This window comes from Streptomyces sp. NBC_01176, from assembly GCF_045039825.1.
GTDB lineage: Bacteria > Actinomycetota > Actinomycetes > Streptomycetales > Streptomycetaceae > Streptomyces.
Map to the genome: position 1 here is coordinate 2,181,157 of NZ_CP108600.1, position 26,013 is coordinate 2,207,169.

Consider the following 26,013-nt stretch of genomic DNA (forward strand, 5'->3'; position numbering starts at 1 on the left):
GCGCCCCCTACCGGACCGGTTCCGATCCGGCGTGACCGGACTCGGCCGAACGGGTGGCGGCGTCGCCCGGCGCGAGCGGCGCCGACTCGGATCGGAGCGGCGCTCGCGGGTCCGGGGCCTCCCGCGGTGGGGGCGGGAGCCGGCCCGTCCGGAGCGTGCGCCGTCTCCGGGACGGCGTGCGCCGCCCCGGAGGCGGCAGCGGCAAGCGTCGGGTGTCAGGCATCAGGTCGCGCTGCGTTCGCTCGCCTCCCGCAGGTCGCGTTCGACGGCCCGGTTGTGCGCCGTGTCCGGCTGCCCCACCGTCGTGCCGGGGCGGCCGGCGCGCAGCAGTTCCCGCCAGTGCTCGCGGCTCCAGTCGGCCGGGCTGGTGGTGCTGGTGAACTCCTCGACGAGGTTGAGGAAGCGCGCCGGGTCGCTGTGGAAGGGGAAGTGACCCGCGCCCTCGAAGATCTCCAGCCTGCTGCCGGGCATCGCCCGGTGCGCCCCGTACGCGTGCCGCACCGGCACCACGCTGTCCCGGTCGCCCCAGAGCAGCATCGTGGGCATGCCCTCGGTCAGATAGCAGCGGTCGAGCATGGTCACCGACTGGCCGCGCCAGTCGACCACGGCGCGCAGGGTGCGGATGAACGCGCTGCGGGAGGTCGCGTCGGGCAGGGCGTCCACGAGGTTCAGCAGTTCCGGCGCGTCCTGGCCCAGGTCGGTGTCCAGGAGCGTCATCAGGCGTAAGAACAGGCCTACTTGGAGTCTCATGCCGGGCAGTCGCAGGGTGGACAGCAGGAGGTGGGCACCCGGCAGCGAGACGGCCCGCAGCACCGGGTTGACCTCGCCGCCGACGCCGCCGGCGCTGACCAGGATCAGCCGTTCCGTACGGTCGGGGAACTGGTAGGCGAACTGCATCGCGACGCCTCCGCCGAGCGAGTGACCGACCAGGGTCGCGGACTCGATGTCGAGCGTGGTCAGCAGGTCGCGGACGCCGTTGGCGTACGCGGCCACCGAGTAGTCGGCACGCGGCTTGTCGGAGGCGCCGTGGCCCAGCAGGTCGGGCGCGATCACGGTGTGGGTGCGGGCCAGGTCGGGGATCAGGTCCGCCCAGGTCGCCGAGGAGTCGCCGATGCCGTGGATGAGGACCAGCGCGGGGCCCTCGCCCGCCACGCGGTAGGCACGCCGGTAGCCGTGCACAACGCGATGCTGCAGGCGCAGTTCCGCGCCGCCGCCCACCGAGCGCAGTCGCAGGTTTCGCCTCGGACGCCGAGGCGGTACGTCGGCCACGGGCTCACCTCCTGTTCCCGGGCCGCCGAGCGGACGGCCTCCAGCTCCTCCTCCCAGCCTAGGGCTCCTGTCCCACCAGGGATTTCCGTGAGGTTTCGCCTCCGCTAAGCGGGCGAACCCCCGCACATCGAAACGGCATTGTCAGTGGTGGACGGCAAGCTGGGGTCACGTAGTGCCACGCACCGCTCACGACCAGCCGACCCGGGGAGAGCCGTCCGATGCCGACCGCCGTACTGACCGACCACGAACGCGCCGCCGTGCAGGCCTATCTGCGTCTCCTCCAGACCGTACGGGCCGCTTTCGACGGTACGCCGGACACGCACCGGCCGCCTGTGGTGGCGCCGTCCGCGCTCGCGGAGGCGGAGCGGGCGCTGGCGGCGGCCGGACTCGCGGGCAACGAGGAGGAGTTCTTCCGGCTGCTGCGCCGCTGGTGTCCGGAGCCCGGCGGGCGGCTGCCCTGAAGCCCCGCGCCCCGGACGGCGTACCGGCGCGGCGCCGCGGCAGGACTCGTGCGGGGCCCGCGGCAGCGGAGGCCGACCGCGGGACGGCGGACCCGGCCAGGAGGTGGGCGGCCCCGGCGGTGGGGAGGGCCGTCCCGGCCGCAGGGAGGCCGGTCCTGTTCCTAGACCGCGCCCGTTCCGCCGTGGGGCACGACGACGGCCGTGGCCAGCAGGCCCTGCCGGACGGTCCAGCGCCCGTCGAAGCACTGGATCCGGCACCCGCCCACCAGCGGTCCCGGTACGAGGAGCGTGGCCCGGAATCCGCCGGACCGTTCGGGACCGCCGGTGACGGGACCCCTCAGGGAGTCCCCGGACACGGAATTCCCGGACACGGCGTGCCCGGTCACGGCGCCCCTGCTCAGTGGCCCCCTGCTCACCGGACCTCTGCTCACCGCAGACCCGCTCACCGCAGACCCCGACGTGGAACCCCCGGACGCGGAAACCCCCGCTCCGGCGCCGTGCGCAGCGGGGCCGCCGTCCTCGAAGAGGTCGATGTCCGCCTCCAGGAAGTCGAGCCACCGGCCCATGAGCGGGAACCACGCCTTGTAGACCGACTCCTTGGCGCTGAAGAGCAGCCGGTCCCAGTGCACGGACGGGTCCCGCTCCGCCAGCCGGCGCAGGCGGTCGTTCTCGGTGGGCAGCGCCACCGAGACGATCACGTCCTCGGGGAGCTCCTGGTGGGGTTCGGCGTCGATGCCCAGGGAGGCCAGGTCACCGGCGCGGGCGAGGGACGCGGCACAGTAGCCCTCGCAGTGCGTCATGCTGCCGATCAGCCCCGCAGGCCAGATCGGCGCTCCGCTGTCCCCGCGCGGAATGGCGCGCGGCGCCACCCCGAGCTTCTCCATGGCCTGCCGGGCACAGCCGCGTACGGCGGCGAACTCACTGCGCCGTTTGTGTACGAACGACGCCGCGAGCGCCTCTTCCTCGGGATACAGCCGCGCGCCCCCGGCCGCGTCGTCACCGAGCGCCTCCACGCTCACGACCGAGTCCGGGAGCAGCTCCTCGATCACCGGTTCCGACCTCCATCGGCAGTATGCGGCGCAGCCTTCCCGGCGGCCCGGGGCGTGGGCGCCACTCGCGGGGATAGCCCACCGAGACCTCTTCGAAGCGGACCCCCTCGTGGTGGGTGGTCCGCGGGATGTGGAGATGACCGTAGACCATGACCTCGACGCGGAACCGTCGGTGCCAGTCGGCCGTCAGCCCGGTGCCGCACCACATCGCGAACTCGGGATAGCGCAGGACGTCGGTCGGGTGGCGGTCCAGCGGATAGTGGTTGACCAGCACCGTGGGCAGGTCCTCGGGCAGCTCGGCGAGCCTGCGCCCGGTCTCGGCGACCCGGGCCCGGCACCAGGCCTCACGGCTCGGATAGGGGTCGGGGTGCAGGGTGTACTCGTCGGTGCAGATCACCCCGGTCTTCTCCGCGTACGCCATGCCCTCTTCCTTGGTCGCGCAGCCCGGCGGCAGGAACGAGTAGTCGTAGAGCAGGAAGAGCGGCGCGACGACGACGGGGCCGCCCGGCCCGTCCCAGATCGGGTAGGGGTCCTCGGGGGTCGTGACGCCCAGCTCCCGGCACAGGGTCACGAGATGCTCGTAGCGCTCCACACCGCGCAGCGTCACGGTGTCCTTCGGATGGGTCCACAGCTCGTGGTTGCCCGGCACCCAGACGACCTTGCGGAAGCGTCCGGCGAGTGTTTCGAGGGCCCAGTGGATGTCGGCCACGGTCTCCGAGACGTCACCGGCCACCAGGAGCCAGTCGTCGTCCGTCGAGGGACGCATCTCCTCGACCAGGGCGCGGTTCTCCGGATACCCGATGTGCAGGTCGCTGATGGCCAGCAGGTTTCCGTGTCCGCCGGCCGTCGACCGCACCCTCGCCACCTCCGAGAAAAGGACTGGAAACACAAGAACACATTCACCCTCGCGGGACAAGAACGGACCGCGCGCGGCGGGGGCCCGTTCCGGCCCGGGGCGTTCGGTGCCGTGTCCCGGAAATTCCGTAACAGGCCCGTAGCACCACTGCGGTCCCGCTCCCCTTATGATCGCCCCAACACGGCCGCCTTGGACCTTCCTTGGCGTACGGCGGCTTGGTGTTCCTCCCTCCCCCTTGGCCGGGCACGGCCCGCTCCGCCGTGCCCGGGAACCGTGAAAGGCGGCCTGCATGGTCTCTCGCGTACGCGTCTGGCTCAACCGCACGTACGCGGAGAACGTGTTCTTCATGGACCAGCTGCGAAGTAATCCGCAGCGCCGCGCGGTCGAGATCCATGCCACGCACGGTGATCCCGACTCCCCCGTGCTGGCGGCCGCCGACACCGCCGCCATGGAGCCGGAGGGTCTCTCCCCCGCCGCCTACGTCGAGTACGCGCTCGACCAGTGCGCACGGCACGCCATCGACGTGTTCGTGCCCGTCCTGCACCAGCCGGCCATCGTGGCGCACCGCGCGGAGTTCGCCGCGCTCGGTACGGCCCTGCTGGCGCCGACCGTCGAGGCCGTGGCCGTCTTCCAGGACAAGGCGACCGCGTACCAGGCGGTACAGGCCGTGGGCGTGCCGGTGCCCCCGTGGTGGCGGGTGCGTACCCCGGAGGAGCTGGTGGCGGCGGTCGAGGCGCTGGAGGCCGATGGCCACCGGGCCTGCTTCAAGCCCGCGGCGGGCGCGGGCGGGGTGGGTTTCCGCGTCCTGACGCGGACCCCCTTCTCGATGATGCACCTCAACGGGTTCCCGAGCCCGTACGTGCCGCTCGACCTGGTGGTGGAGGCGATGCGGCAGGCCGACGAACCCGTCGACTGGCTCGTCATGCCGCGTCTGGCGGAGCCGGAGGTGTCCGTGGACTGCCTGACCGGTCCGGACGGCCGGGTCCGTATGGCGGTGGGCCGGACCAAGAACGGTCGTCGCCGGGGCTTCACGCTCCACCCTTCGTGGATCGAGCCGGCGCGGCTGCTCGCGGAGGCGTTCGGGCTGCACTATCTGACGAACATCCAGTTCCGTGATTTCGGCGACGAGCCGGTTCTCATGGACGTCAACACCCGTCCGGCGGGCGGTCTGCACCAGCTCGCCCAGTGTGGCGTCAACGCCCCCTGGGCAGCAGTGCAGTTGGCCCTCGGCGAGGAGACGGGCGAACTGCTGCCGCCGACGCTCGCACCGGACTACACCGTGGTGGCGGGGCCGCGTCCGGTGCGCCCGGTGTCGCTGCCGCACCAGCGCACCGACGCCCACGCCCCCGCGCCCACGCTGCCGGCCGTCCCGGCCCCGGCGGCGGAGGTCACCACGGCACCGGCCGCGGCGTCCGCAGCCTCGTCCGCCGCCACGCCCGCGTCCGCGGGTGCGAGCAGCGCCGCCATCGCTCCCGCCTGACCGCCGACGAGCCCGCCCGCCCCCGAGCCCGGCCCACTCCCCCCTTTCCTCCGCCGTCCGCGCCGCGTTCCCACGTGTCCCTCGCTCCCCCTGCCTCGGTGCTTCACTCCCCTTGCCACCCTTGTCGGTCCACCGGTCCGGACCAGTTCTCGCCCAGCGTCTTGACAGCGTGATTGGTCCATACCAACTTGGTGGCGCACCTCTCAGCACTCCCGAACACCCCCATTTCTTCAGGGAGATCGCGTGCGCATCACCGACCTCGGACGTTCCAGACGTCGCTTCTTCGCTCTGCTCGGCACCGCCGCCCTGGCCCTGGCCGGGGCGGTCGCCCTCCCCACCACGGCCCAGGCGGCCAACATCCTCTCCAATCCCGGCTTCGAGTCGGGCAGTCTCTCCCCCTGGTCCTGCACCGGGAACCTCGGCTCGGTGGTCTCCAGCCCCGTGCACGCAGGCTCCAAGGCCCTCGCGGGCGCGGTGAGTTCGAGTGACAACGCCCAGTGCAGCCAGACCGTCCCGGTGCAGCCGAACACCACGTACAGCCTCTCGGGCTGGGTGCGCGGCAACTATGTCTACCTCGGCGTGGACGGCGGTGCCTCGACCTGGACCACGTCCCCGTCGGCGTACAGCCGGCTCTCCGTTTCCTTCACCACCGGCGCCTCGCAGACCAGTGCCAAGATCTACGTCCACGGCTGGTACGCGCAGGGCACCTACTACGCCGACGACATCAGCCTCGACGGTCCGGGCGGCGGCGGGGGCTCCGACACCCAGGCGCCGACCACGCCGACGAACCTGACCTCCACCGGCAAGACCTCGTCGAGCGTGTCGCTGTCGTGGGGCGCGTCGAGCGACAACGTCGGCGTCAGCGCGTACGACGTCTACAGCGGCTCGAACCAGGTGCTCAGCGTCTCCGGCACCAGCGCGACGGTCGGCGGGCTGTCGCCGAGCACGGCGTACACCTTCACGGTGAAGGCACGGGACGCGGCCGGGAACACCTCCGCGGCCTCGAACTCCGTGAGCGTGACCACGAGCGCGGGCGGTGGCGGCCCCACCGGCTTCAAGCAGGCGGCGCCCTACCTCTACCTCGGCTGGGGCGACCCGCCGAGCGCGACCTCGGTGATGAGCTCGACCGGGATCAAGTGGTTCACGATGGCGTTCATGCTCGACTCGGGCGGCTGCAACCCCGCCTGGGACAGCAGCCGGCCGCTGACCGGCGGCACCGACCAGACCGTCATCAACCAGATCCGTTCCGCGGGCGGTGACGTCGTCCCGTCCTTCGGCGGCTGGCAGGGCAGCAAGCTCGGCGCCAACTGCTCCTCCGCCGGTGCGCTGGCGGGTGCGCTGCAGAAGGTGATCGACGCCTACGGTCTCAAGGCGATCGACATGGACATCGAGAACACCGACGAGTTCGAGAACGAGGCCGTCCAGGCGAAGATCCTGACCGCGCTGAAGACCGTGAAGGCCAACAACCCCGGCCTGCGTACGATCGTCACCTTCGGCACCTCGACGACCGGTCCGACGTACTACGGCAACCGGCTCATCGAGCAGGCGCAGTCGCTCAACGCGGGCATCGACGTCTTCACCATCATGCCGTTCGACTTCGGCGGCGGCTCCGACATGTACGGCAACACCGTCAACGCCGCCGAGGGGCTGAAGGCCAAGCTGAAGTCGACCTTCGGATGGGACGACGCCACCGCGTACTCCCACATCGGCATCTCCGGCATGAACGGGCTGAGCGACCAGCAGGAGAACACGACCCCGGCGATCTGGGGCCAGATCCGTGACTGGGCGAACGCGCACCACATCGCCCGGCTCGCCTACTGGGCGGTCAACCGTGACCGGTCCTGCCCCGGGGGCGGTGTGGTGAGCAACTGCTCCGGCATCAGCCAGAGCACCTGGCAGTTCACCTCCATCACCGCCGGGTTCACCGGCTGACACCTCCCGCGCGGGGGTACCCGGCCGTCACCCGGCCGGGTACCCCCGTACTCGCTTCGGCACGGCGGTCCCGGACGGTCAGTGCCTCCGCACGGCGAGCCGCAGTGTCCGCACCTCGAACGGCCGCAAGGACACCGCCACCGCGTCCCCGTCGGTCTCCGCCTCGCTCAGCGGGCGTTCCAGCAGGTCGGTCACCTGCGCCCCCGCGAGCGGGAAGCCCGTGCGCAGGGTGCCGGTGGCCCGGCCGCCGCGTGACTCGTAGAGGCGTACGACGACATCGCCCGAGGTGTCGTCGGCGAGCTTGACCGCCTCGACGGTGACGCCCTCGCCGTCGACGGAGACGACGGGCACGTCGCTGCCGGCCGAATCGGCCACGCGCAGCGGCAGGTTGAGCGCGTAGCCCGCCGCGACCGCGTCCTCGACGCTCGCCCCCGGCAGCAGCGCGTAGGTGAAGCGGTGCCTGCCCTGGTCGGCGTCGGGATCGGGCACCCGCGGGGCACGCACCAGGGAGAGCCGCACGGTCGTCGTCGTCCCGCCGTCCTCGCGGACCGTGCGGGAGACGTCGTGGCCGTAGGTCGAGTCGTTGATGAGAGCGACGCCGTAGCCGGGCTCGGCGATGTGCACCCAGCGGTGGCCGTAGACCTCGAAACGGGCCGACTCCCAGCTGGTGTTGGTGTGGGTGGGGCGCTGGACGTGGCCGAACTGGATCTCCGCGGAGGAGTACGGGGCCCTGATGTCCACCGGGAAGGCGGCCTTGAGGATCTTCTCCGTCTCGTGCCAGTCGATCTCGGTCTCGACGTCGATCCGGCGGCTGCCCGCCCGTACGGTGATCGTCTGGACGATCCGCGAGCCCTTCCCGAAGGCGCGTTCCACCCGCAGGGCGCCGAGCAGCGGTCCGTCCTCGGCCACGGTCACGGATTCGGTGTCGAGCAGATCCGTGTAGCGGTTCCGGTAGTGCTTGTCGATGTCCCAGGCGTCCCAGTGGTTCGGGAGGTCGCTGTGCAGACGCAGGAGGTTCCCCTTGTCGGCGAGGACCTCGCGGTCGGCCGTCAGGTCCCGCACGGACGCCAGGGTGCCGTCGTCGGCCAGTTCGACGCGGACCAGACCGTTGTCGAGGACACGGCCGTCGACGGTCACCGGCCGCGCGGGCCCGGCCGTGCCCAGCGGCGCGCTGCCGTTCGCCGGGACCTCGACGTGGACCGGGACGCCCGCGGGGGTACGCACCACTTCGGCGCGGTCGACCGGGGCGGCGTTGAACACCCTGGCGCCGCCGCTGCCCAGCGCGGCCACGGCCTCCTCCGTGATCGCCTCCACCTCCCGCGCCACCCGCGCGTACTCCGCCTCGGCCTCGCGGTGCACCCAGGCGATGGACGAGCCGGGCAGGATGTCGTGGAACTGGTGGAGCAGGACCGTCTTCCAGAGCCGGTCGAGCCGCTCGTACGGGTAGGCGTACGCCGGCGCCCGCAGCGCGGCCGTCGTCGCCCACAACTCGGCCTCGCGCAGGAGGTGTTCGCTGCGCCGGTTGCCCTGCTTGGTACGGGCCTGCGAGGTGTAGGTGGCGCGGTGCAGCTCCAGGTAGAGCTCGCCCGACCAGACCTGGTCCGCCGGGATCTCCTCGCGCGCGGTGGCGAAGAAGGCGTCCGGGTGCTCGACGCGTACCTTCGCCGAACCCTCCAGGTTCGCCAGCCGACGGGCCCGCTCCATCATCTCGCGGGTGGGGCCGCCACCGCCGTCGCCGTGACCGAAGGGTGCCAGTGATGTCGAACCGCGGCCCTTGTCCTGGTAGTTGCGGACGGCGTGCGCCATCTCCTTGCCGGAGAACTCCACGTTGTAGGTGTCGACGGGCGGGAAGTGCGTGAAGATGCGCGTGCCGTCGAGGCCCTCCCACCAGAAGCTGTGGTGCGGCAGCTTGTTGGTCTGGTTCCAGGAGAGCTTCTGGGTCAGGAACCAGTCGTTGCCGGCGAGTCTGGCGAGCTGCGGGTAGGCCGCGTTGTAGCCGAAGGAGTCCGGCAGCCACACGCCCTTGGTCTCGATGCCGAAGTGCTCGATGAAGAACCGCTTGCCGTGGATGAGCTGGCGGGCCAGCGCCTCACCGCCGGGCAGGTTGCCGTCGGCCTCCACCCACATGCCGCCGACCGGCGCCCAGTTCCCGTCGGCGACCGCCTTCTTGATGCGCTCCCACACGTGCGGGTGGTGGTCGCGCACCCACTCGTACTGCTGGGCCTGTGAGCAGGCGAAGACCAGCTCCTCGTACTCCTCGGCGAGCGCGGTCACGTTCGAGAAGGTGCGGGCGGTCTTGCGCTTGGTCTCGCGGATCGGCCAGAGCCAGGCGGAGTCGATGTGCGCGTGGCCCACGGCGGAGAGGGTGTGGGCGCTGGCGTGCGCGGGCTTGGCCAGGGTGGGCGCCAGGACGGCGCGCGCCGCGCCGGCGGTCCCGGAGATGTCGTCCAGGTCCAGCGCGTCCAGCGCCCGGTCGAGCGCGATCATGATCTCGTGGCGGCGCGGGTCGGCCTCCGCGAGCTCCGTCATCAGCTCGCGCAGCACCTGGACGTCGAGGTCGAGGTGCCAGACGTCCTCGTCGAGAACGGCGATGTCCGCGCGCCGGAAGGTGTAGAGCGGTTCGGAGCCCGCCGTGAGCCGGTCGCCGAGCGGGGTCGGGCGCGCGAAGTCGTCCGCCAGGATGTCGGGGTTCGAGGCCGCCTCGACGAGGTAGTCGACGCGTTCCCCGCCCGCGGCCGGACGGGCGATGGGCACGTACTGGTTCTGCGGGTTGACCGCCTTCAGCGGGACCCCGTCGGGGAGGTGGACCAGCGCCTCGGCCTGGTTGCCGGGCCAGTCCCCCACGAAGCCGAGGTCGAAGACGGCCTCGACACGCCTGCCCGCCCAGTCCTCGGGGACGGCCCCGCGCATCCGGAACCAGGTGGTGCCCCACGGCGGCCCCCAGGGGGTGCCCATCGCGAAGGGCTCGTACGGCGCCGCGGCGGCCTCGTCGAAGGGGACCGGTTCACCGGGCGCCTGCCAGGCCTCGACCTCGAGGGGTACGGAGGCGGCGTGGACGGCGGGCTTGATGCGCTGGTCGTGGACGCGCTGGACGCGCTCCTCGATCCGGCGGCGTTCGTCGTGCATGAGAAGTCTCCAAGCGGAACGGGAAGCGCTACTTGAGGTACGCCAGACCGGGGTGGACCGAGGTGTATCCGTCGACCAGCCGCCGGGCCACGTTCACCGAGTCCACGAGCGGGTGCAGGGCGAAGGCCTTGACGGCGGTCGTGCGCGAGCCGGACTCGGCCGCGGACAGCACCTCGCGCTCCACCGCCTTGACCGAGCACACCAGTCCGGTGGCGTGGCCGGGCAGCGGGGCGACGGAGACGGGGTGCGCGCCGTTGGCGTCGACGAGGCAGGGCACCTCGATGACGGCGTCCGTGTCGAGCACCGCGAGGGTGCCGCGGTTGCGGACGTTGAGGATCAGGGTGGTGCGCTCGTCGCGGGCGATGGCGCGCATCAGCGCGAGCGCCACCTTCTCGTACCCGCCGGAGAGGTCGTCGGCGGCGCGCTCGCCCGCGCCGGCCGCGTCCCGGTTCTCGGCCATGTAGGTGGCCTCGCGCTCGGCGCGGGTGCGGTCCCAGGCGGTGAGCGCGGCGGTGTCCGGGCGCTTCATCCCGTCGTAGAACCGCTTCTGCTGGTCGCGCAGGAACGCGCCGCGCGTCTTCTCCGCGCGCTGGTAGGCGCTGACGGCCTCCCGGTTGAAGTAGTAGTAGTGCAGGTACTCGTTCGGGACGGCGCCCAGGGAGCGCAGCCAGTCGGCACCGAAGAGCTTGCCCTCCTCGAAGGAGCCGAGCAGTTCGGGGTCGGCGAGCAGCCGGGGCAGCTCGTCCCGGCCCTCGACGCGCAGTCCGCGCACCCAGCCGAGGTGGTTGAGGCCGACGTAGTCGATGAAGGCCTCGCGGGGGTTCGCGCCCAGGACGGTGGCGATCCGGCGGCCGAGGCCGACGGGCGAGTCGCAGATGCCGATCACGCGGTCGCCGAGGTGGCGGGACATGGCCTCGGTGACCAGACCGGCCGGGTTGGTGAAGTTGATGACCCAGGCGTCGGGGGCGAGCCGCGCCACCCGGCGGGCGATGTCGACGGCGACCGGCACCGTGCGCAGGCCGTACGCGATGCCGCCGGCACCGACCGTCTCCTGGCCGAGGACACCCTCGTCGAGGGCGACCCGCTCGTCCGCCGCCCGGCCCTCCAGGCCGCCGACCCGGATCGCCGAGAAGACGAAGTCGGCGCCGCGCAGGGCGTCGTCGAGGTCGGTCGTGAAGGACACCTCGGGGGCGTCGGGGTCCCCCGCGGCCTGCTCGCTCAGCACGCGGGCGACGGCCGTCAGTCGCTCCGCGTCCACGTCGTGCAGTACGACGCGTGTGACGCGGCCCTCGGCGCGGTCCCCGAGGAGTGCCCCGTACACGAGCGGCACCCGGAACCCGCCGCCCCCCAGAATCGTCAGCTTCACGCCGTCTCCGCCTTTCCTGTCACGACCACCTGCACGCCCGCTTCTTCCAACGAGGACCGCGTCGCCGGGTCCGGCGGACCGTTCGTCACCACCATGTCCAGCTCCTCCGGCCCGCAGACCCGCGCCATTCCCGTACCCGGGAACTTCGCGCGGTCGGCGAGCAGCACGACCTTGTCACCGGCCTGGATCATGGCGCGCTTGACCGGTACCTCGACCACGGTGGTGTCCATGACCTGTCCGCCCGGGCGTACCCCGCTGGTGCCGAGGAAGAGCCAGTCGGCGTGCAGTTGTCGCAGGTTGTCCTCGGTGAGGAAGCCGACCAGGGAGCGGTACTCGCGGCGGACCATGCCGCCGAGCAGCACCAGCTCGATGTTCTCGTCGTCCACGAGCTCCTCGTAGACCACCAGGTTGCTGGTGATCACGGTGATCCGGCGGCCGTGAAGCTGCCGGGCCAGCCGGTACGCGGTCGTGCCGATGTCCAGCAGGACGGACTGGCCGTCCTCGACCAGCGACGCGGCGCACGCCGCGATGGCGTCCTTCTCGGCCACCCGGACCTCGGCGACCTCGGCGAAGGGCTGGTCGCCCTCGTCGACGACCGCGCCGCCGTGCACCCGCGTGAGCAGGCCTTCCTCCTCAAGTCTCAACAGGTCACGGCGGACCGTGGCCGGGCTCACGCCCAGCTGTTCGGAGAGGTCGGTCACGGCCGCGGGCCCGCCGGAGCGCAGGGCCCGCAGGATGAGTTGATGTCGTCGCTCTGCCAGCACCCTGTGAACAGTACTCGTCATCTTCAATCATTTCTATGCTCGGTTCTGCTCGACTCTTGCCAAATTGACGCGATGCGCGCACGATCCTGGTCACCGCTTGCAGACTTTTGACGAGAGGATGTGCTCGTGGGTGACGAACGGCCCGATGTCCTGCTGACCGGGCTGCTCTTCTACGACCTCGTCCTGACCGGACTGGGGAAGCCGCCGACCCCGGGCGAGGAGATCTGGACCGAGGGCATGGGCGTGAGCCCGGGCGGCATCGCGAACCTGGCCGTGGCGGCGTCCCGTTACGGTCTGCGCACGTCCCTGGCCACGGTCTTCGGCGACGACCACTACGGGGCGTACTGCCACGAAGTGCTCGCCGGCCAGGAGGGCATCGACCTCTCCCTGTCCCGCACCGCGGACGGCTGGCACACCCCGGTCACCGTCTCCCTGGCCCACGGCGACGACCGGGCCCTCGTCACCCACGGCCAGGAGCCGCCGTACACGCAGGACGAACTGATGGGCGACCCGCCCGCGGCGCGCACCGCCCTCGTGCACCTCGAGGCCGAGCCGCGCGCCTGGCTCGGCAAGGCGGCCGCGAACGGAACCCGGATCTACGCCGACGTCGGCTGGGACCCCACCCAGCGGTGGTCCCGCGACCTCCTCGACCAGCTCTCCCTGTGCCACGCCTTCCTCCCGAACGAGGCGGAGGCGATGGCGTACACGCGCACCGACAGCGCGGGCGCGGCGCTCGGCAGGCTGACGGAGCTCGTACCGGTCGCCGTGGTCACCCGCGGCGGCGACGGTGCGATGGCCGTCGACCAGACGACGGGCGAGTACGCCGAGGTCCCGGCCCTCGACATCGATGTCCTGGACGCGACGGGGGCCGGAGACGTCTTCGGCGCGAGCTTCGTCGCCGCCTCGCTCGGTGGCTGGCCGCTGGAGGAACGGCTGCGCTTCGCGGTACTGGCCGCCGGACTCTCCGTGCGCCGGCACGGCGGCGCCCTGGCCGCGCCCGGCTGGTACGGCGTGCACCGCTGGTGGCAGTCGCTGCGGGACCCCGGCCCGCGCCGCACGTACGGCTTCCTGGCCGAACGCATCCCCGCGGACCCCGGCCCGCCCGTCCGCCACGCACCGGTGACTCCTCCCGACACCACACGTCGGCCGGGCACCCCCCGATGACCCCCGACACGACACCTCGTACGACTTCTCCTTCACATGGTTCGACCCCTCGTACACGAAGACCGAAAAGATCCGAAAGGCGGTGGGAGCAGTGCGGCTCTCACGAAGGGGCCTGCTCCGCGCCGGCCTGGCCGGAGCGGCCGCCACGGCGCTCGGCGGCCTGACGACCGGCTGCGGCGTCCCGACCGGCTCGACCGGACGGAACATGGTGCTCTGGTACTGGAGCGGAGGGCTGAGCCCGAAGGTCGTCCAGGACGCCAGGGCCCGCTACGACAGCGCGGTGAACCTCCAGGCCATCCAGATCGGCGGCTACTACCGCTCGAAGCTCCTGACGACCCTGACCGGGCGTGCTCACATACCTGACATCGCCGGTCTCAAGGGCGAGGACATGGCCTCGTACCTGCCGAACTCCGACCAGTTCGTGGACCTGCGGACGCTGGGCGCCGACAAGCTCAAGGACCAGTACCTGGCCTGGAAGTGGGATCAGGCCGTCGCCGAGGACGGCTCGATGGTGGGCTTCCCCATCGACTGCGGGCCGGTCGCCCACTACTACCAGCCGGCCGTCTTCGAGAAGGCGGGACTGCCGTACGAGCCGGCCGATGTCTCCCGGGAGCTGGCCACCTGGGACCAGTTCTTCGCGGCCGGCGAGCAGCTCAGGAAGCGTGTCCCGGGCTCCTTCATCCTGACCGACGCGCTGAGCGTCCTCAGCATCTCGGTCAACCAGTCGACCAAGCGGTTCGTCGACAAGGACCGGCACTTCATCGGCGACCAGGAGCATGTGCGCACCGCCTGGGACCGTGCCGTCGAGGCCACCCACCGCGGTCTGGTCTCGAAGATCGTCAACGGGACGCCGGACAACACCTCCGCCACCGAGCGAGGTCTGCTGCCCAGCCAGCTGAACGCCTCCTGGGCGGCCGGCGACATCAAGCTCAACGTGCCGAGGACCAAGGGGAAATGGCGGGTCGCCGACTGTCCCGGCGGACCGTCCAACATCGGCGGCTCGTTCCTGGCGATCACGAAGGCGTGCCGGGAGCCGGAGAAGGCCTTCGAGATGATCACCTGGATGCTCGACGCCGGCAACCAGGCGCAGGGGTTCGTCGACTCCGTGCTCTTCCCCTCGACCCCCGCCTCGTACGCCATGAAGCAGCTGCGCGAGCCCGACCCGTTCTTCGGTGACCAGATCACGATGGACGTCTTCGGCCCGGCGGCGCGGAAGGTCCCGGTCGCCTTCAACAGCCCCTACGACGTGGCGCTCAGCACCCCGATCAACGACGAGATGCGGAACTTCTACGTCCTCGGCAAGAACCCGGAGAAGGCCTGGAGGGACGCCATGAGCAAGTGCCGGCGCATCGCGGACCACCTGGGGGTGAGCTACTGATGGCCACCGCGCCCGTGCTGGAGACGACGCCTCCGCCGCCGACCACCCGGCCACTCCCCACCCGTCCCAGGAAGGGCGTCCTCAGCCACTGGCGGCTGTACGCCGCGATCTCCCCCTTCTACCTGCTCTTTCTCGCCTTCGGCCTGATCCCGGTCGGGTTCTCCCTCTATCTCTCGTTCCACCGCTGGGACGGCCTCGGGCCCATGGAGTACGCCGGACTGTCCCAGTACCGCTATCTCCTGACGGATGCCCAGTTCTGGAGCTCGATCGGGAACACGCTCGTCATCTGGGCGCTGGCCACCTTCCCGATGATCTTCCTGTCGATGGTCACGGCCGTGCTGCTCAACTCCGCGGTGCGCTTCAAGAACGTCTACCGCTTCGCCTACTTCCTGCCGAACGTCACCTCGATCGTGGCGGTCGCGATCATCTTCGGCTCGGTCTTCTCCACCAACTTCGGCCTGGTCAACGCCCTGTTGCAGGCGGTCGGACTGGACCAGGTGGCCTGGCTGAACACCCCGTGGGGCATCAAGGTCGCCGTCGCGACGCTGATGACCTGGCAGTGGACCGGGTACAACGCGATCATCTTCCTCGCCGGACTCCAGACGATCCCCGGCGAGCTGTACGAGGCGGCGCGGATGGACGGCGCCGGGCCCGTGCAGACCTTCTTCCGGATCACGCTTCCGCTGATGCGACCGGTGCTGCTCTTCGTGCTCGTCATCTCGACGGTCACCGGTCTGCAGACGTTCTCCGAGCCCCAGGTGCTGCTGCAGTCCACGGACAACAACTCGTCGTTCGCGGGCGGTCCGGGCCACTCGGGCCAGACCATGGTCCTCTACTTCTTCCAGCAGACCTTCGACAACAACGACTTCGGCTACGGCGCCGCCGTGGCCTGGGGCATCTTCCTCGTCGTCATCATCTTCTCGATCGTCAACTGGCGGCTGGTACAGCGCCGGGGCGAAGACTAGGAGGTCCCCACCATGGCATCCCTCAAGGGTTCACGGCGTCGGGGCGTCGGCCTCCATGTCGTCCTGATCGCCGGTCTGCTGCTCTCGGTCCTGCCGTTCTACTGGGCCGTGATCATGTCGACGCACTCGTCGACCGAGATCTTCTCCTACCCGCCGAAGCTGCTGCCCGGCTCGCACTTCCTGGAGAACGCCCGCCACCTCTTCGACAACGTCGACTTCTTCGGGTCGATGCTCAACTCGCTGCTGGTGGCAGGCTCGGTGACCGTCCTGGTCCTGTTCTTCGACTCGCTGGCCGCGTTCGTCTTCGCCAAGTTCCACTTCCCCGGCCGCCGGGTGCTCTTCGCCCTGATGATGGCCATCTTCATGGTCCCGGCGCAGCTCCAGGCCATCCCGCAGTTCGTCATCATGGCGAAGCTGGGCTGGATCGGCTCGATGACCGCGCTGATCGTCCCCGCGGCGGCCAACGCGTTCGGCATCTTCTGGATGCGCCAGTACATGAGGAGCGCCATCCACGACGAGCTGATCGACGCCTCGAAGCTCGACGGGGCCGGCTTCCTGCGCCAGTACTGGCACGTGGCGCTCCCGGTCGTCCGGCCGGGCCTCGCCTTCCTCGGCATCTTCACCTTCATGGGCCAGTGGAACGACTACGCCTGGCCCCTGATCGCCCTCACCAACCCCGACAACGTGACACTCCAGGTCGCGCTGTCCCAGCTCAACGGTGTCCACGGCACCACCGACTACGGAATGGTCATGACCGGCGCGCTCCTCGCCCTCGTCCCCCTGCTGATCGTCTTCGCCATCGGCGCCAAGCAGATCATCGCGGACCTCGGCAAGGGGGCCATCCGCTGATGGGCGACCCGCTCCGCACGCTCCGCCCCTGGGAGTCACCCGAGGTGACCTCCTGGGGGCGGTTGCCGATGAACGCGCTGGACCGTCGACCAGGGGCCCTGTCCCTGGACGGCGACTGGCGCTTCCAGTTGCTGCCCGCGCCGGACGCCCCGGTCCACGACGTCTGGTCCTCCCAGCGGGTCCCGGGCGCCTGGACCGTGCAGGGCACCGACGACCTGCCGCAGTACACCAACTTCGCCATGCCCTGGGGCGAGTTCCCGCCCGCCTCCCCCGCCGCCAATCCCACCGGGGTGTACGAGCGTGAGGTGGACGTCCCCGCCGAGTGGGCCGGACGCCGGATCGTGCTCCAGGTCGGTGCCGCCGGGAGCGTCCTGCTGGTCCACGTGGACGGGCGGCCGGTCGGCGTCTCCAAGGACTCCCATCTCGCGGCCGAGTTCGACCTCGCGGGCGTCGTACGGCCCGGCGGACGAGCGGTGTTGCGGCTCACCGTCGTCAAGTGGTCGGACGCCTCGCACCTGGAGGACCAGGACCAGTGGTGGCACGCCGGGATCACCCGCCCTGTCCTGCTGTACGCGACCGATCCGCTGCGGCTGGCCGACGTGACCGTGCGGACGCGGTGCGACGGCACGCTGCGCGTCGACTGCCAGGTACGCGACGCGGGGGGCGCGCTGCCCGCCGGCTGGTACGTCACCGGCGACCTGGACGGGCGTCTCCTCACCCAGGACGAGGAGTTCGAGCGGTTCAAGGAGGAGGACGGGCGGGTCTCCGACTTCCTCGGCGAGGCCCGCCTCAGCACGGTCGTCGCCGGCGCGCGCCCCTGGACCGCGGAGACGCCCGCGCTGTACCCCCTGACCGTACGGCTGCACCGCGCCGACGGCTCGGTCGCCGACACCTCGCACCACCGCGTGGGATTCCGCGACGTCGAGATCCGTGGCCGGGACCTGCTTCTCAACGGTGAGCGGGTCTACATCCGGGGCGTCAACCGGCACGACTTCCATCCCCTGACGGGCCGCACGGTGTCGTCCGAGGACATGCGCGCGGACCTCGTCACCCTCAAGCGCTTCGGCTTCAACGCGATCCGCACCGCCCACTATCCCAACGACCCCACCCTGCTCGACCTCGCCGACGAACTCGGCTTCTACGTGGTCGACGAGGCGAACATCGAGGCGCACGACCACGCCCACGAGATCGCCGACGACCCGCGCTATCTCGCCGCCTTCGTGGACCGCGTCTCCCGGATGGTGCTGCGCGACAAGAACCACCCCTGTGTCGTCATCTGGTCGCTGGGAAACGAGTCCGACCACGGCGCCAACCACGACGCCGCCGCGGGCTGGGTCCGCCGCCACGACCCCACGCGCCCCCTCCAGTACGAGGGCGCGGCCAAGCTCGACTGGGCCGGTCCGACGCTCGCGTCCGACATCGCCTGCCCCATGTACGCACCGCTGGAGGACTGCGTCGCGCACGCCCTCTCCGGGCGGCAGACCAAGCCGCTCATCCAGTGCGAGTACTCGCACGCCATGGGCAACAGCAACGGCACGCTCGCCGACCACTGGGAGGCCATCGAGTCCACCCCGGGGCTTCAGGGCGGTTTCATCTGGGAGTTCTGGGACCACGGCATTCTTCAACGCGTGAGCGACGGGAGACCGGCCGGGCGCGGTGGCGCCGGGCTGTACGACCACGGTGTCACCGCCCCGGGCCATCGCTGGGCCTACGGCGGCGACTTCGGCGAGGCGATCCACGACGGTGCCTTCGTCGCCGACGGGGTGGTCTTCCCCGACCGCACCCCCAAGCCGGTGATGTTCGAACACCGCGAGATCGCCGCGCCGGTACGCCTCGCGTACGCCGGGAGCGAGCTGCGGGTGACCAATCACCAGCACTTCCGCGGGCTGGAGTGGCTCGCCGCCGAGTGGCTGCTGTCCCTCGCGGACGGCGGCACCCGGACCGCGCCGGCCGAACTGCCCCGCGTGCCGGCGGGTGGCTCGGCCGTGCTGCCGATGCCGTTCACCCTGCCGGAGGAGGGCGGCGAGGCCTGGCTGACGCTGCGCGTGACGACGGCCGGCGACGAGGCGTGGGCGCCGCGGGGCACCGAGGTGTGCGTGCCGCAGGTGCGGTTGCGGGCGGCCGCGCCCAAGGCGTCGGCCCCCCTGCCGGGCCCGCCCGTCGAGGTCGACGAGGACGGTCTGCTCGTCCATCCGCTGCTCACCGCCGCCCCCGTGCTCTCGCTGTGGCGGACACCGACCGACAACGACGAACTGGGCGGCATGGCCCTGCGCTGGCGGGCCTGGGGGCTGGACGCGCCGGAACGCGAGGTGCTCGACGTACGGCGCGAGAGCACGGGCGTCACGGTGACCGCCGGGTACGCGACCCTCGCCGGCACCGTGCGCCACGAGCAGGTGTTCACCCGCGTCCGGGGCGGGATACGGATCGAGGAGACGGCCGAGCTGCCGGAGGGGCTCGCCGACGTGCCACGCGTCGGCTCCGTCTTCGAGACGGTCCCCGGACTCGAGGTCCTGGAGTGGTACGGACAGGGTCCCTGGGAGTCCTATCCGGACCGCAGCGCGGGCGCGCCCGTGGGCCATCACTCGCTCACCGTGGACGAGCTGTTCACGCCGTACCTGCGGCCGCAGGAGAGCGGCGGACGGCACGGCGTACGCCGGTTCACACTCTCCGCGCCGGACGCCACGGGGCTCACCGTCACGCTGGACGAGCCGCGTCAGGTGTCCGTGACCCGGTACCGCGCCGGGGACCTGGCCGCCGCCACCCACCACGACGAGCTGGTGGCGCGGCCCGGCTGCGTGGTCCACCTCGACGCCGCCCACCGCGGCCTCGGCACGGCCTCCTGCGGGCCCGACACCTCGCCCGGCCATCTGGTCCGGGCCGGTACCCACCGCTGGTCCTGGACGCTGCGCCTGCTCTGACCCCCGCCCCCCTCGCACCCCCCCTTCTTCCCGATGGAGCGAACGTGTGTACTTCGCATGCCCGGACGCAGACCGAGCGGGCCGAGGCCGAGCAGGCCGAGGCCGGCAGACGCGGGTTCCTGCGGGCCACGGCTCTGATCGGTGCCGCAGCCGCGGCCACCGCCCTGCCGGCGGCCACCGCGCGGGCCGCGAGCGACTCGGCGGGCGCGGGTCATCGGCCCGACCCTCAGAGCCGGCGCTTCACCCTCGCCGTCATGCCGGACACCCAGTACCTGTTCGACGGGCCGAGCATCAACCCCGCACCGATCGAGGCCTCGTTGCGGTACCTGCTGGAGCACGGGAAGGACGAGAACATCGTCTTCCTCACACACCTGGGCGACCTCACCGAGCACGGCGCGCAGACCGAATTCGACGCGGCGGGCAAGGCGTTCGAGCTGCTCGACCGGCGCGGTGTGGGCTACAGCGTGCTCGCGGGCAACCACGACATCGAGTCCTCCACCGACGACCAGCGCGGCTCCACCCCGTATCTCACGACCTTCGGACCGCGGCGTTTCCGCGGGAGCCGTACGTTCGGCGGCGCGTCCCCGGACGGCTACAACACCTTTCACGTCTTCGAGGCGGGGGGCCGCGAGTGGCTCGTCCTCGCCCTGGACTGGCGGCTCTCGGAACGGGGTCACGCGTGGGCGAAGGACGTCATCGCCCGGCACCCGGGGACCCCCGTCATCCTCACCACGCACGAACTCGTCGTCGAGGACGACACCCTTTCCCCGTACGGCCAACAGCTCTGGGACGAACTGGTCCGCGACCAGGACCAGATCTTCCTGACCCTGAACGGGCACTACTGGCCCGCCGCCCGCGCCACCCGCACGAACGCGGCCGGCCACGACGTGCACCTGCACCTGACCAACTATCAGAACCGCTACTACGGCGGGGCGGCGATGATCCGTCTCTACCGCTTCGACCTCGACCGGAACACCATCGACGTCGAGACGATCTCGCCGTGGATCCTGGGCCGGGCGGCCGAGGGGCTCAACGAGCTGGAGCGGCAGGAGATCGAACTCAGCGGTGACGCCGACCGGTTCTCGGTCCCCATCGACTTCGAGCGGCGGTTCGCGGGCTTCGCACCGGTGCCGGCGCGCCCGTCCCGGCCCGCCGCGCGGATGCTCGTCCGGGGGACGGTCGCGTACTGGCGCTTCGACGGACACGCGGACGGCGCGGCGGTCGAGGGCACCGTCCGCGACCTGTCCGGACACGGCAACGACCTGTCCGTGGTGGCGGTCGGCGGTGGCACGCTCACCTGGTCGTCGGCGCACCACCCCGACCAGCCGGGACACGGCAGCCTCGCCTTCCATGGCGGCAAGCCACCGCTGGCCGGCGCCTTTCTGCGGACGGTCGGGAGCGCTCCTCTCAACTCCGCGACCTTCGAGCGCGGTTACACCATCGAGGCGTTCTACCGGCTCCCCGCCGACTGGGACGCCTCGCACCACGCGTGGGCCGCGCTGGTCAGCCGCACCGGTACGGGCGGCGACGCGGGCAAGACCGCGGACGACCCCGACGAGCCGCTCGCCACGCTCTCCCTGTCCGACGGGCCGGGACCGCAGTGGGCGGCGCGGCCGCTCGACCAGCAGGGCATCGTCACCAACTGGGGCGACGAGACGGCACGCGAGCGGTGGTGGCACGTCGCCGTCGTCAACGACGGCCGGCACACCACGATGTACGTCCAGGGCTGCCCGGTGGCACGCAATCCGCACACCTCCGCCGTCGGGCTCACCTCGCTCGGGCTGCCCTGGCTGCTCGGCGGCTACGAGTACGCGGGGAAGACCGACCAGATTCTGCACGGCCTGCTCGGCGACGTACGGATCGTCGAACGCGCCCTTCCCGTCACGTCGTTCATGAACCACTGACCCGAGGGAGCCACCCGACCATGACCGAGCAGCGACTGCCCTCCTGGGCCGACCCGTCCGTCTCCCCCGCACGTCTCGACCCGCAGGGTGTCTCCCGACGCCGACTCCTGTGCCGCGCGGGCCTGTTCGGTGCCGCCCTGGCGGCCGGGCCGCCGGCCGTTCCGGCCGCCGCCCACGGCCGGGGCCTCGGCGGCGACGACCCGCGCCTCGCGTACCTCGTCGGCGACCACCACGTCCACTCCGTGTACAGCCACGACGCCAAGTACACGTTCTCCCAGCTGGCCCGCGCAGGCGCCCGGTACGGCCTGGACTGGATGGTCTTCAACGAGCACTCCAACTTCGGCCACGCCGCCTACGGCGCACGGTCGGAACATCAGGAGATCGTCCGGGCGCGCGCCGAGAACCCGCGCCAGCTGATCTTCCAGGGCCTGGAGTGGTACATCCCGGCCGCCGAGCACGCCACCGTCTTCGCGGCACCCGGGCCGCACGAGGTGGACCTGCTCACCCGCTTCGAACTCGCCTACGACGGCAAGCTGCTGGGCTACACGGAAGGCGCCGTCTCCCATCCGGACACGGCGCGCAACGAGGCACACGCGGTCAAGGCCGTCCAGTGGCTCGCCGAACAGCGCCGCACCGGATACGTCGACGACGTGCTCGTCCTGGCCAACCACCCGCTGCGTCTGGGCATCGACTCACCGCACGAGATGCGCGGCTGGCGGGACGCGGCACCCGAGGTCATGATCGGCATGGAGGGCGCGCCGGGCGCCCAGGGCGGCGGCATCCCGGGCTGGATCGGCTCGGGGCAGCAGCGCGGCGAGTACACCAACAAGCCGTCCGGGAGCTCCTGGCCGGGCTACGCGGAGGACGCCTACGTCCTGTACGGCGGTTTCGACTGGATGACCGCGACCGTGGGCGGCATGTGGGACGCGATGCTCGCCGAGGGCAGGCTCTTCACCGTCACCACCAACTCCGACGTGCACCGCGTGGTCTTCGACACCTGGAAGAACGGCGACTGGGCACCCGGTCAGAACTTCGACAACACCGGGCGCCTCCCCGACCCTGTCGACACCGGCACCCCGCAGCCGGGCGGCGACTTCTGGCCCGGCCAGTTCAGCCGCACCCACGTGGGCGTGACCCGCTACGGCTACCGCGCCGTGATGGCGGGACTGCGTGCGGGCCGGGTCTGGCTCGACCACGGGCATCTGCTGGACGGCCTGGACGTCCGGCTGAAGCGGGACTGCGACCACGGACGCGGTGTGACGATGGGCGGCCGGCTGCGAGCCCGCGCGGGCGAGAGGCTCACCCTCACGGTCACCGTGACCACCGCCTCGCGCCCCAACCCCCACGGCATCCTGCCGAAGGTGGCCCATGTCGACGTCATCCGTGGCGCGGTGCGCGGCCCGGTGGCCGACCGCGACGACTGGCGGGCGCCGGACACCAGGGTGGTGCGGACGGTGGACGTGGGCGGCCGGAAGGGGACCTACACCCTGCGCATTCCGCTGGTCGCCGGCGACGAGTCCTTCTACGTCCGGCTGCGCGGCAGCGACGGCAACCGCCACGGCACGGGGTACCTCGGCGCCTCGGTCGACCCGCACGGCCCGATACCGCACGTGCCCGGAGACGGTGACCCCTGGGCCGACACCTGGTTCTACGCGAACCCCGTCTTCGTCGATGTGGTGGGCGGCCGCTAGGAGCAGCGTGCCCGCGCCCGTGGTGAGCGACGATCAGTGGGGGGCGGCCGGTGCTCCCGGTGCTCCCGGTGGTCACCGGGTCACCGGGTCACCGGGTCACCGGGTCACCGGGTCACCGGTAGCGGTCGATCAGGGCGGGGGCCGGGTTCGACCATTGCCTGCGCCCGCGGTTGTTGCCGGCCCGTCGGCGCGGCATGCTGTGCGAAGTGCGAAGCACGGACCAACCGCCCCCGCCCGGGGCCCGGCCCAGGGAGCCCGCCATCGCAGGCCGGCAGCGTGCCACCGACGAGGCGGGTCCCGGTGCGGCCGGCGATCCGCACCTGCCCCCCGGCACCGGCCGGGCGGACCGTCCCGCGCCCACCCCGGCGGCGGATCGCGAAGGCCGGACCGCGCGCCCGACCCCGCTCTCCGCGCCCGACCGGCTGCTCGCCGTGCTCGCCGCCTTCGACCACGAGCACCCGGCGCTGTGCCTCACGGACATCAGCCGCCGGGCCGGGCTCACCCTCACCACCGCGCACCGACTGGTGGGCGCGCTCACCGAGTGGGGCGCGCTGGAACGGGACGAGGACGGCGCCTACCACGTGGGGCTGCGCCTGTGGGAGATCGCGGCGCTGGCCCCCCGGGGCCTCGCGCTGCGGCAGGCCGCGCTGCCGTACCTGGAGGACCTGTACGAGGCCACGCACGAGAACGTGCAGATGGCGGTCCGCGACGGCCCCGAGGTCGTGTACATCGAGTGGCTCTCGGGGCGTTCCGCGGTGGGCGTCCGTATCCAGGTCGGCGCCCGCTGGCCGCTGCACGCGACGGGCGTCGGCCTCGCGCTGCTCGCCCACGGTGATCCGGCGTTCCAGGAGGCCTACTGCCGCGGGCCGTTGACCGCGTTCACCTCGTACACGATCACCGACGGGGTACGGCTGCGCCGCGAGCTCGCCGAGGTGCGCCGTACCGGCGTGGCGGTGAGCAGCCGTCAGGTCACCGACGACGCCCTGTCGGTCGCCGCTCCGGTGCGCCGGGCGGACGGGGCCGTGGCCGCGGCGGTGTCGGTCGTGGTGCCCTGGTACGACGGTCAGGTACCGGCGCTGGTCCCGGCGGTCCGGCTGGCGGCGCGCGGGATCTCGCGCGCCCTGGGGTGGCAGCCCCCGCCGGAGCCTCCGGCCCCTGCGGGGACGAGGGCGGCCGTACCGGCGCGGGCCGAGCCGGGCTCGTAGCACGGCCGTACGGGCACACGCCGAGCCCGGCCCCCAAGGACGACGACATCGGCACGCGCCGAGCCATGACTCCCGGGGCGGCGCCGGATCCCCCCGCGCAGGTGAGGATTCCGCGGTACGCCCGTCGCGACGCGGGGGCGCCTCTTCAGAGGAATCTCAGGTGGGTGCCCCCGGTTTCAAAGAATCGCCCCAGGAAGCCGACGCAGGATGCACCAGCGGGGGTGGACATCCAGGAAAGGCGTGCCGTGGGCTTCCCGAAGATTTCGAACCGGTCCCAGCAGCGGGCCGCGGACCGGTCCGAGCGGCAGCCGTGGTCCCGTCGCGGGTTGCTGGCGGCCCTCGGTGCCGTGCCGGTCGCGGGGGCCCTCGCGGGCTGCGGCGGCTCGGCCGACGCCTCGGCGGGCGCGGACGCGAGGACGGGCACGGACGAGAAGGCGGGTGCGCACGCGAAGGCGGGTGCCCCACCGGTGGCCGGGACGAAGGCCGAGGTCAAGGCCCCGACCGTCACCGTCGTCCCCGCCGACGGCACCAGGAAGGCCGGTTTCACCAGCCCGGTCGAGGTCAGCGTGAGCGGCGGCACGCTCACCACGGTCCTGGTCACCGGCAACGACGGTTCGACGCTGGCCGGGACCTTCGACGAAGCCCGTACGAAATGGACCTCGTCCCGGAACCCGTACTCGGGGACCGAGTACACGGTCACGGCGACGCCGCGGGGTGGCACCGCGCAGACCGCGAGCTTCGTCACGAGACGGCCCTCGGACACCTTCGTCGGCCGCTTCACCCCCGAGGCGAACTCCACCTCCGGCGTCGGCATGCCCGTGTCGATCGACTTCACCGAGGCGGTCCGGGACCGGGCCGCCGTCGAGAAGGCGATCACGGTGTCGGCAGAGCCCCCGGTCGAGGTGGTCGGCCACTGGTTCAGCGACACCCGTCTCGACTTCCGGCCCGAGGAGTACTGGGCCGCGGGTACGACGATCACGCTCGGTCTGCGTCTCAGGGACGTCGAGGGCGCGGCGGGTGTGTACGGCACCCAGTCCAAGGACGTCACCTTCCGCATAGGCCGCCGCCAGGTGAGCACGGTGGACCTGGCGAAGAAGACCATGACCGTCGAACGTGACGGCGCGCCCCGCGCCGCCTACCCGGTGAGCGGCGGCGACGCCGCCCACACCACCTGGGCCGGGATCATGGTGATCAGCGAGCGGTTCGAGCAGACCCGGATGGAGTCCTCGACCGTCGGGCTCGGCGACGAGTACGACATCGCGGACGTCCCGCACGCCCAGCGCCTGACCACCTCCGGCACCTTCATCCACGGCAACTACTGGGCCTCGCCCTCGGTCTTCGGCACCACCAACACCAGCCACGGCTGCGTCGGTCTGCACGACGCCAAGGGCGCCGCCGACACCTCCGTGCCGGGCTACGAGTTCTACGCGAGTTCGATGCTCGGCGACGTGGTGGTCGTGCGGAACTCGGGTGAACGGACCGTCGAGCCGTCGAACGGTCTCAACGGCTGGAACCTGTCCTGGTCGGACTGGAAGGCGGGGAGCGCCCTCTGAGGATGTCCCGTAATCCCCCCTTCATGGCGTGAACTCCCTTGCGGCGCAAGGAGATTCTCGGTTCCACCTCTTGACGGCGGGAG

At 71.7% G+C, this 26,013-nt stretch carries 18 protein-coding genes; 12 read left to right on the forward strand and 6 right to left on the reverse strand.

Translation table 11 applies throughout. The annotated features are described in order from the left end of the window. Positions 1 to 222 precede the first annotated feature (222 nt). Complete coding sequence (locus OG199_RS09210; protein ID WP_356807139.1) at positions 223 to 1,269, reverse strand: alpha/beta hydrolase; 1,047 nt, start codon at positions 1,267 to 1,269, stop codon at positions 223 to 225. Positions 1,270 to 1,487: 218 nt separating this feature from the next. Between OG199_RS09210 and OG199_RS09215 the strand changes: the two genes are divergently transcribed. Next, on the forward strand, positions 1,488 to 1,730 hold the full coding sequence (locus OG199_RS09215; RefSeq protein ID WP_356807141.1) for a hypothetical protein: 243 nt from the start codon (positions 1,488 to 1,490) through the stop codon (positions 1,728 to 1,730). A 161-nt stretch (positions 1,731 to 1,891) separates the two neighbouring features. On the opposite strand, the gene OG199_RS09220 is transcribed toward OG199_RS09215, so the two are convergent. Continuing rightward, positions 1,892 to 2,779 carry a 4'-phosphopantetheinyl transferase gene (locus OG199_RS09220; RefSeq protein WP_405828985.1) on the reverse strand — a complete coding sequence of 296 codons (888 nt, stop codon included), beginning with the start codon at positions 2,777 to 2,779 and terminating at the stop codon, positions 1,892 to 1,894. Next, complete coding sequence (locus OG199_RS09225; RefSeq protein ID WP_401805101.1) at positions 2,727 to 3,635, reverse strand: metallophosphoesterase family protein; 909 nt, start codon at positions 3,633 to 3,635, stop codon at positions 2,727 to 2,729. Before OG199_RS09225 ends, OG199_RS09220 begins: the two co-directional genes overlap by 53 nt. Positions 3,636 to 3,924: 289 nt before the next feature. On the opposite strand from OG199_RS09225, the gene OG199_RS09230 reads away from it, so the two are divergent. Both OG199_RS09230 and OG199_RS09235 read left to right on the forward strand, forming a co-directional pair. Then, positions 3,925 to 5,115, forward strand: coding sequence for an ATP-grasp domain-containing protein (locus OG199_RS09230; RefSeq protein ID WP_356807147.1), 1,191 nt, complete (start codon positions 3,925 to 3,927; stop codon positions 5,113 to 5,115). 243 nt (positions 5,116 to 5,358) lie between these two features. Beyond that, entirely contained in the window at positions 5,359 to 7,047 is a 1,689-nt protein-coding gene (locus OG199_RS09235) for a carbohydrate binding domain-containing protein (RefSeq protein WP_405828988.1), read from the forward strand. A 78-nt stretch (positions 7,048 to 7,125) separates the two neighbouring features. Here OG199_RS09235 and OG199_RS09240 read toward each other — a convergent pair whose 3' ends face one another. From OG199_RS09240 to OG199_RS09250, 3 genes are read right to left on the reverse strand one after another with little or no spacing between them, the layout of a single operon-like run. Further along, complete coding sequence (locus OG199_RS09240; protein ID WP_405828989.1) at positions 7,126 to 10,173, reverse strand: alpha-mannosidase; 3,048 nt, start codon at positions 10,171 to 10,173, stop codon at positions 7,126 to 7,128. A 28-nt stretch (positions 10,174 to 10,201) separates the two neighbouring features. Beyond that, the gene (locus tag OG199_RS09245; RefSeq protein WP_356805786.1) at positions 10,202 to 11,539 is read right to left on the reverse strand and encodes a 6-phospho-beta-glucosidase; all 1,338 of its coding nucleotides are present in this window, start codon (positions 11,537 to 11,539) and stop codon (positions 10,202 to 10,204) included. Next, positions 11,536 to 12,303 (reverse strand): DeoR/GlpR family DNA-binding transcription regulator, encoded by a 768-nt coding sequence (locus OG199_RS09250; protein WP_405834476.1) that lies wholly within the window; start codon positions 12,301 to 12,303, stop codon positions 11,536 to 11,538. The genes OG199_RS09245 and OG199_RS09250 overlap by 4 nt, the downstream gene beginning before the upstream one ends. 126 nt (positions 12,304 to 12,429) lie before the next feature. On the opposite strand from OG199_RS09250, the gene OG199_RS09255 reads away from it, so the two are divergent. The 9 genes from OG199_RS09255 to OG199_RS09295 all read left to right on the forward strand — a co-directional run bounded on the left by OG199_RS09255 (position 12,430) and on the right by OG199_RS09295 (position 25,930). Further along, positions 12,430 to 13,467: a carbohydrate kinase family protein gene (locus tag OG199_RS09255; protein WP_405828991.1), complete on the forward strand. Its 1,038-nt coding sequence runs from the start codon at positions 12,430 to 12,432 to the stop codon at positions 13,465 to 13,467. 91 nt (positions 13,468 to 13,558) lie between these two features. Continuing rightward, positions 13,559 to 14,845: an ABC transporter substrate-binding protein gene (locus OG199_RS09260; protein WP_405828993.1), complete on the forward strand. Its 1,287-nt coding sequence runs from the start codon at positions 13,559 to 13,561 to the stop codon at positions 14,843 to 14,845. Then, the gene (locus tag OG199_RS09265) at positions 14,845 to 15,810 is read left to right on the forward strand and encodes a carbohydrate ABC transporter permease (RefSeq protein WP_401805086.1); all 966 of its coding nucleotides are present in this window, start codon (positions 14,845 to 14,847) and stop codon (positions 15,808 to 15,810) included. The genes OG199_RS09260 and OG199_RS09265 overlap by 1 nt, the downstream gene beginning before the upstream one ends. A gap of 12 nt (positions 15,811 to 15,822) precedes the next feature. Next, positions 15,823 to 16,659: a carbohydrate ABC transporter permease gene (locus OG199_RS09270; RefSeq protein WP_356805778.1), complete on the forward strand. Its 837-nt coding sequence runs from the start codon at positions 15,823 to 15,825 to the stop codon at positions 16,657 to 16,659. Further along, positions 16,659 to 19,577, forward strand: coding sequence for a glycoside hydrolase family 2 TIM barrel-domain containing protein (locus OG199_RS09275; protein WP_405828995.1), 2,919 nt, complete (start codon positions 16,659 to 16,661; stop codon positions 19,575 to 19,577). Before OG199_RS09270 ends, OG199_RS09275 begins: the two co-directional genes overlap by 1 nt. Positions 19,578 to 19,621: 44 nt before the next feature. Next, a complete protein-coding gene (locus OG199_RS09280) occupies positions 19,622 to 21,481 on the forward strand; it encodes a LamG-like jellyroll fold domain-containing protein (protein WP_405828997.1) in 1,860 nt (619 codons plus the stop codon). Between the two features lie 20 nt (positions 21,482 to 21,501). Continuing rightward, entirely contained in the window at positions 21,502 to 23,172 is a 1,671-nt protein-coding gene (locus OG199_RS09285) for a histidinol-phosphatase (protein WP_405828999.1), read from the forward strand. 422 nt (positions 23,173 to 23,594) lie between these two features. Next, positions 23,595 to 24,377, forward strand: a complete 783-nt coding sequence (locus OG199_RS09290) for an IclR family transcriptional regulator (protein WP_356805790.1) — start codon at positions 23,595 to 23,597, stop codon at positions 24,375 to 24,377. Positions 24,378 to 24,622: 245 nt separating this feature from the next. Next, positions 24,623 to 25,930, forward strand: a complete 1,308-nt coding sequence (locus OG199_RS09295) for an Ig-like domain-containing protein (protein ID WP_405834478.1) — start codon at positions 24,623 to 24,625, stop codon at positions 25,928 to 25,930. The last annotated feature ends 83 nt before the right edge of the window (positions 25,931 to 26,013 follow it).

Coding starts and splice junctions, on each gene's coding strand:
- OG199_RS09230 (WP_356807147.1), top strand. CDS start 3,925: ATGGTCTCTCGCGTACGCGTCTGGCTCAACCGCACGTACGCGGAGAAC.
- OG199_RS09215 (WP_356807141.1), top strand. CDS start 1,488: ATGCCGACCGCCGTACTGACCGACCACGAACGCGCCGCCGTGCAGGCC.
- OG199_RS09240 (WP_405828989.1), bottom strand. CDS start 10,173: ATGCACGACGAACGCCGCCGGATCGAGGAGCGCGTCCAGCGCGTCCAC.
- OG199_RS09275 (WP_405828995.1), top strand. CDS start 16,659: ATGGGCGACCCGCTCCGCACGCTCCGCCCCTGGGAGTCACCCGAGGTG.
- OG199_RS09270 (WP_356805778.1), top strand. CDS start 15,823: ATGGCATCCCTCAAGGGTTCACGGCGTCGGGGCGTCGGCCTCCATGTC.
- OG199_RS09285 (WP_405828999.1), top strand. CDS start 21,502: ATGACCGAGCAGCGACTGCCCTCCTGGGCCGACCCGTCCGTCTCCCCC.
- OG199_RS09265 (WP_401805086.1), top strand. CDS start 14,845: ATGGCCACCGCGCCCGTGCTGGAGACGACGCCTCCGCCGCCGACCACC.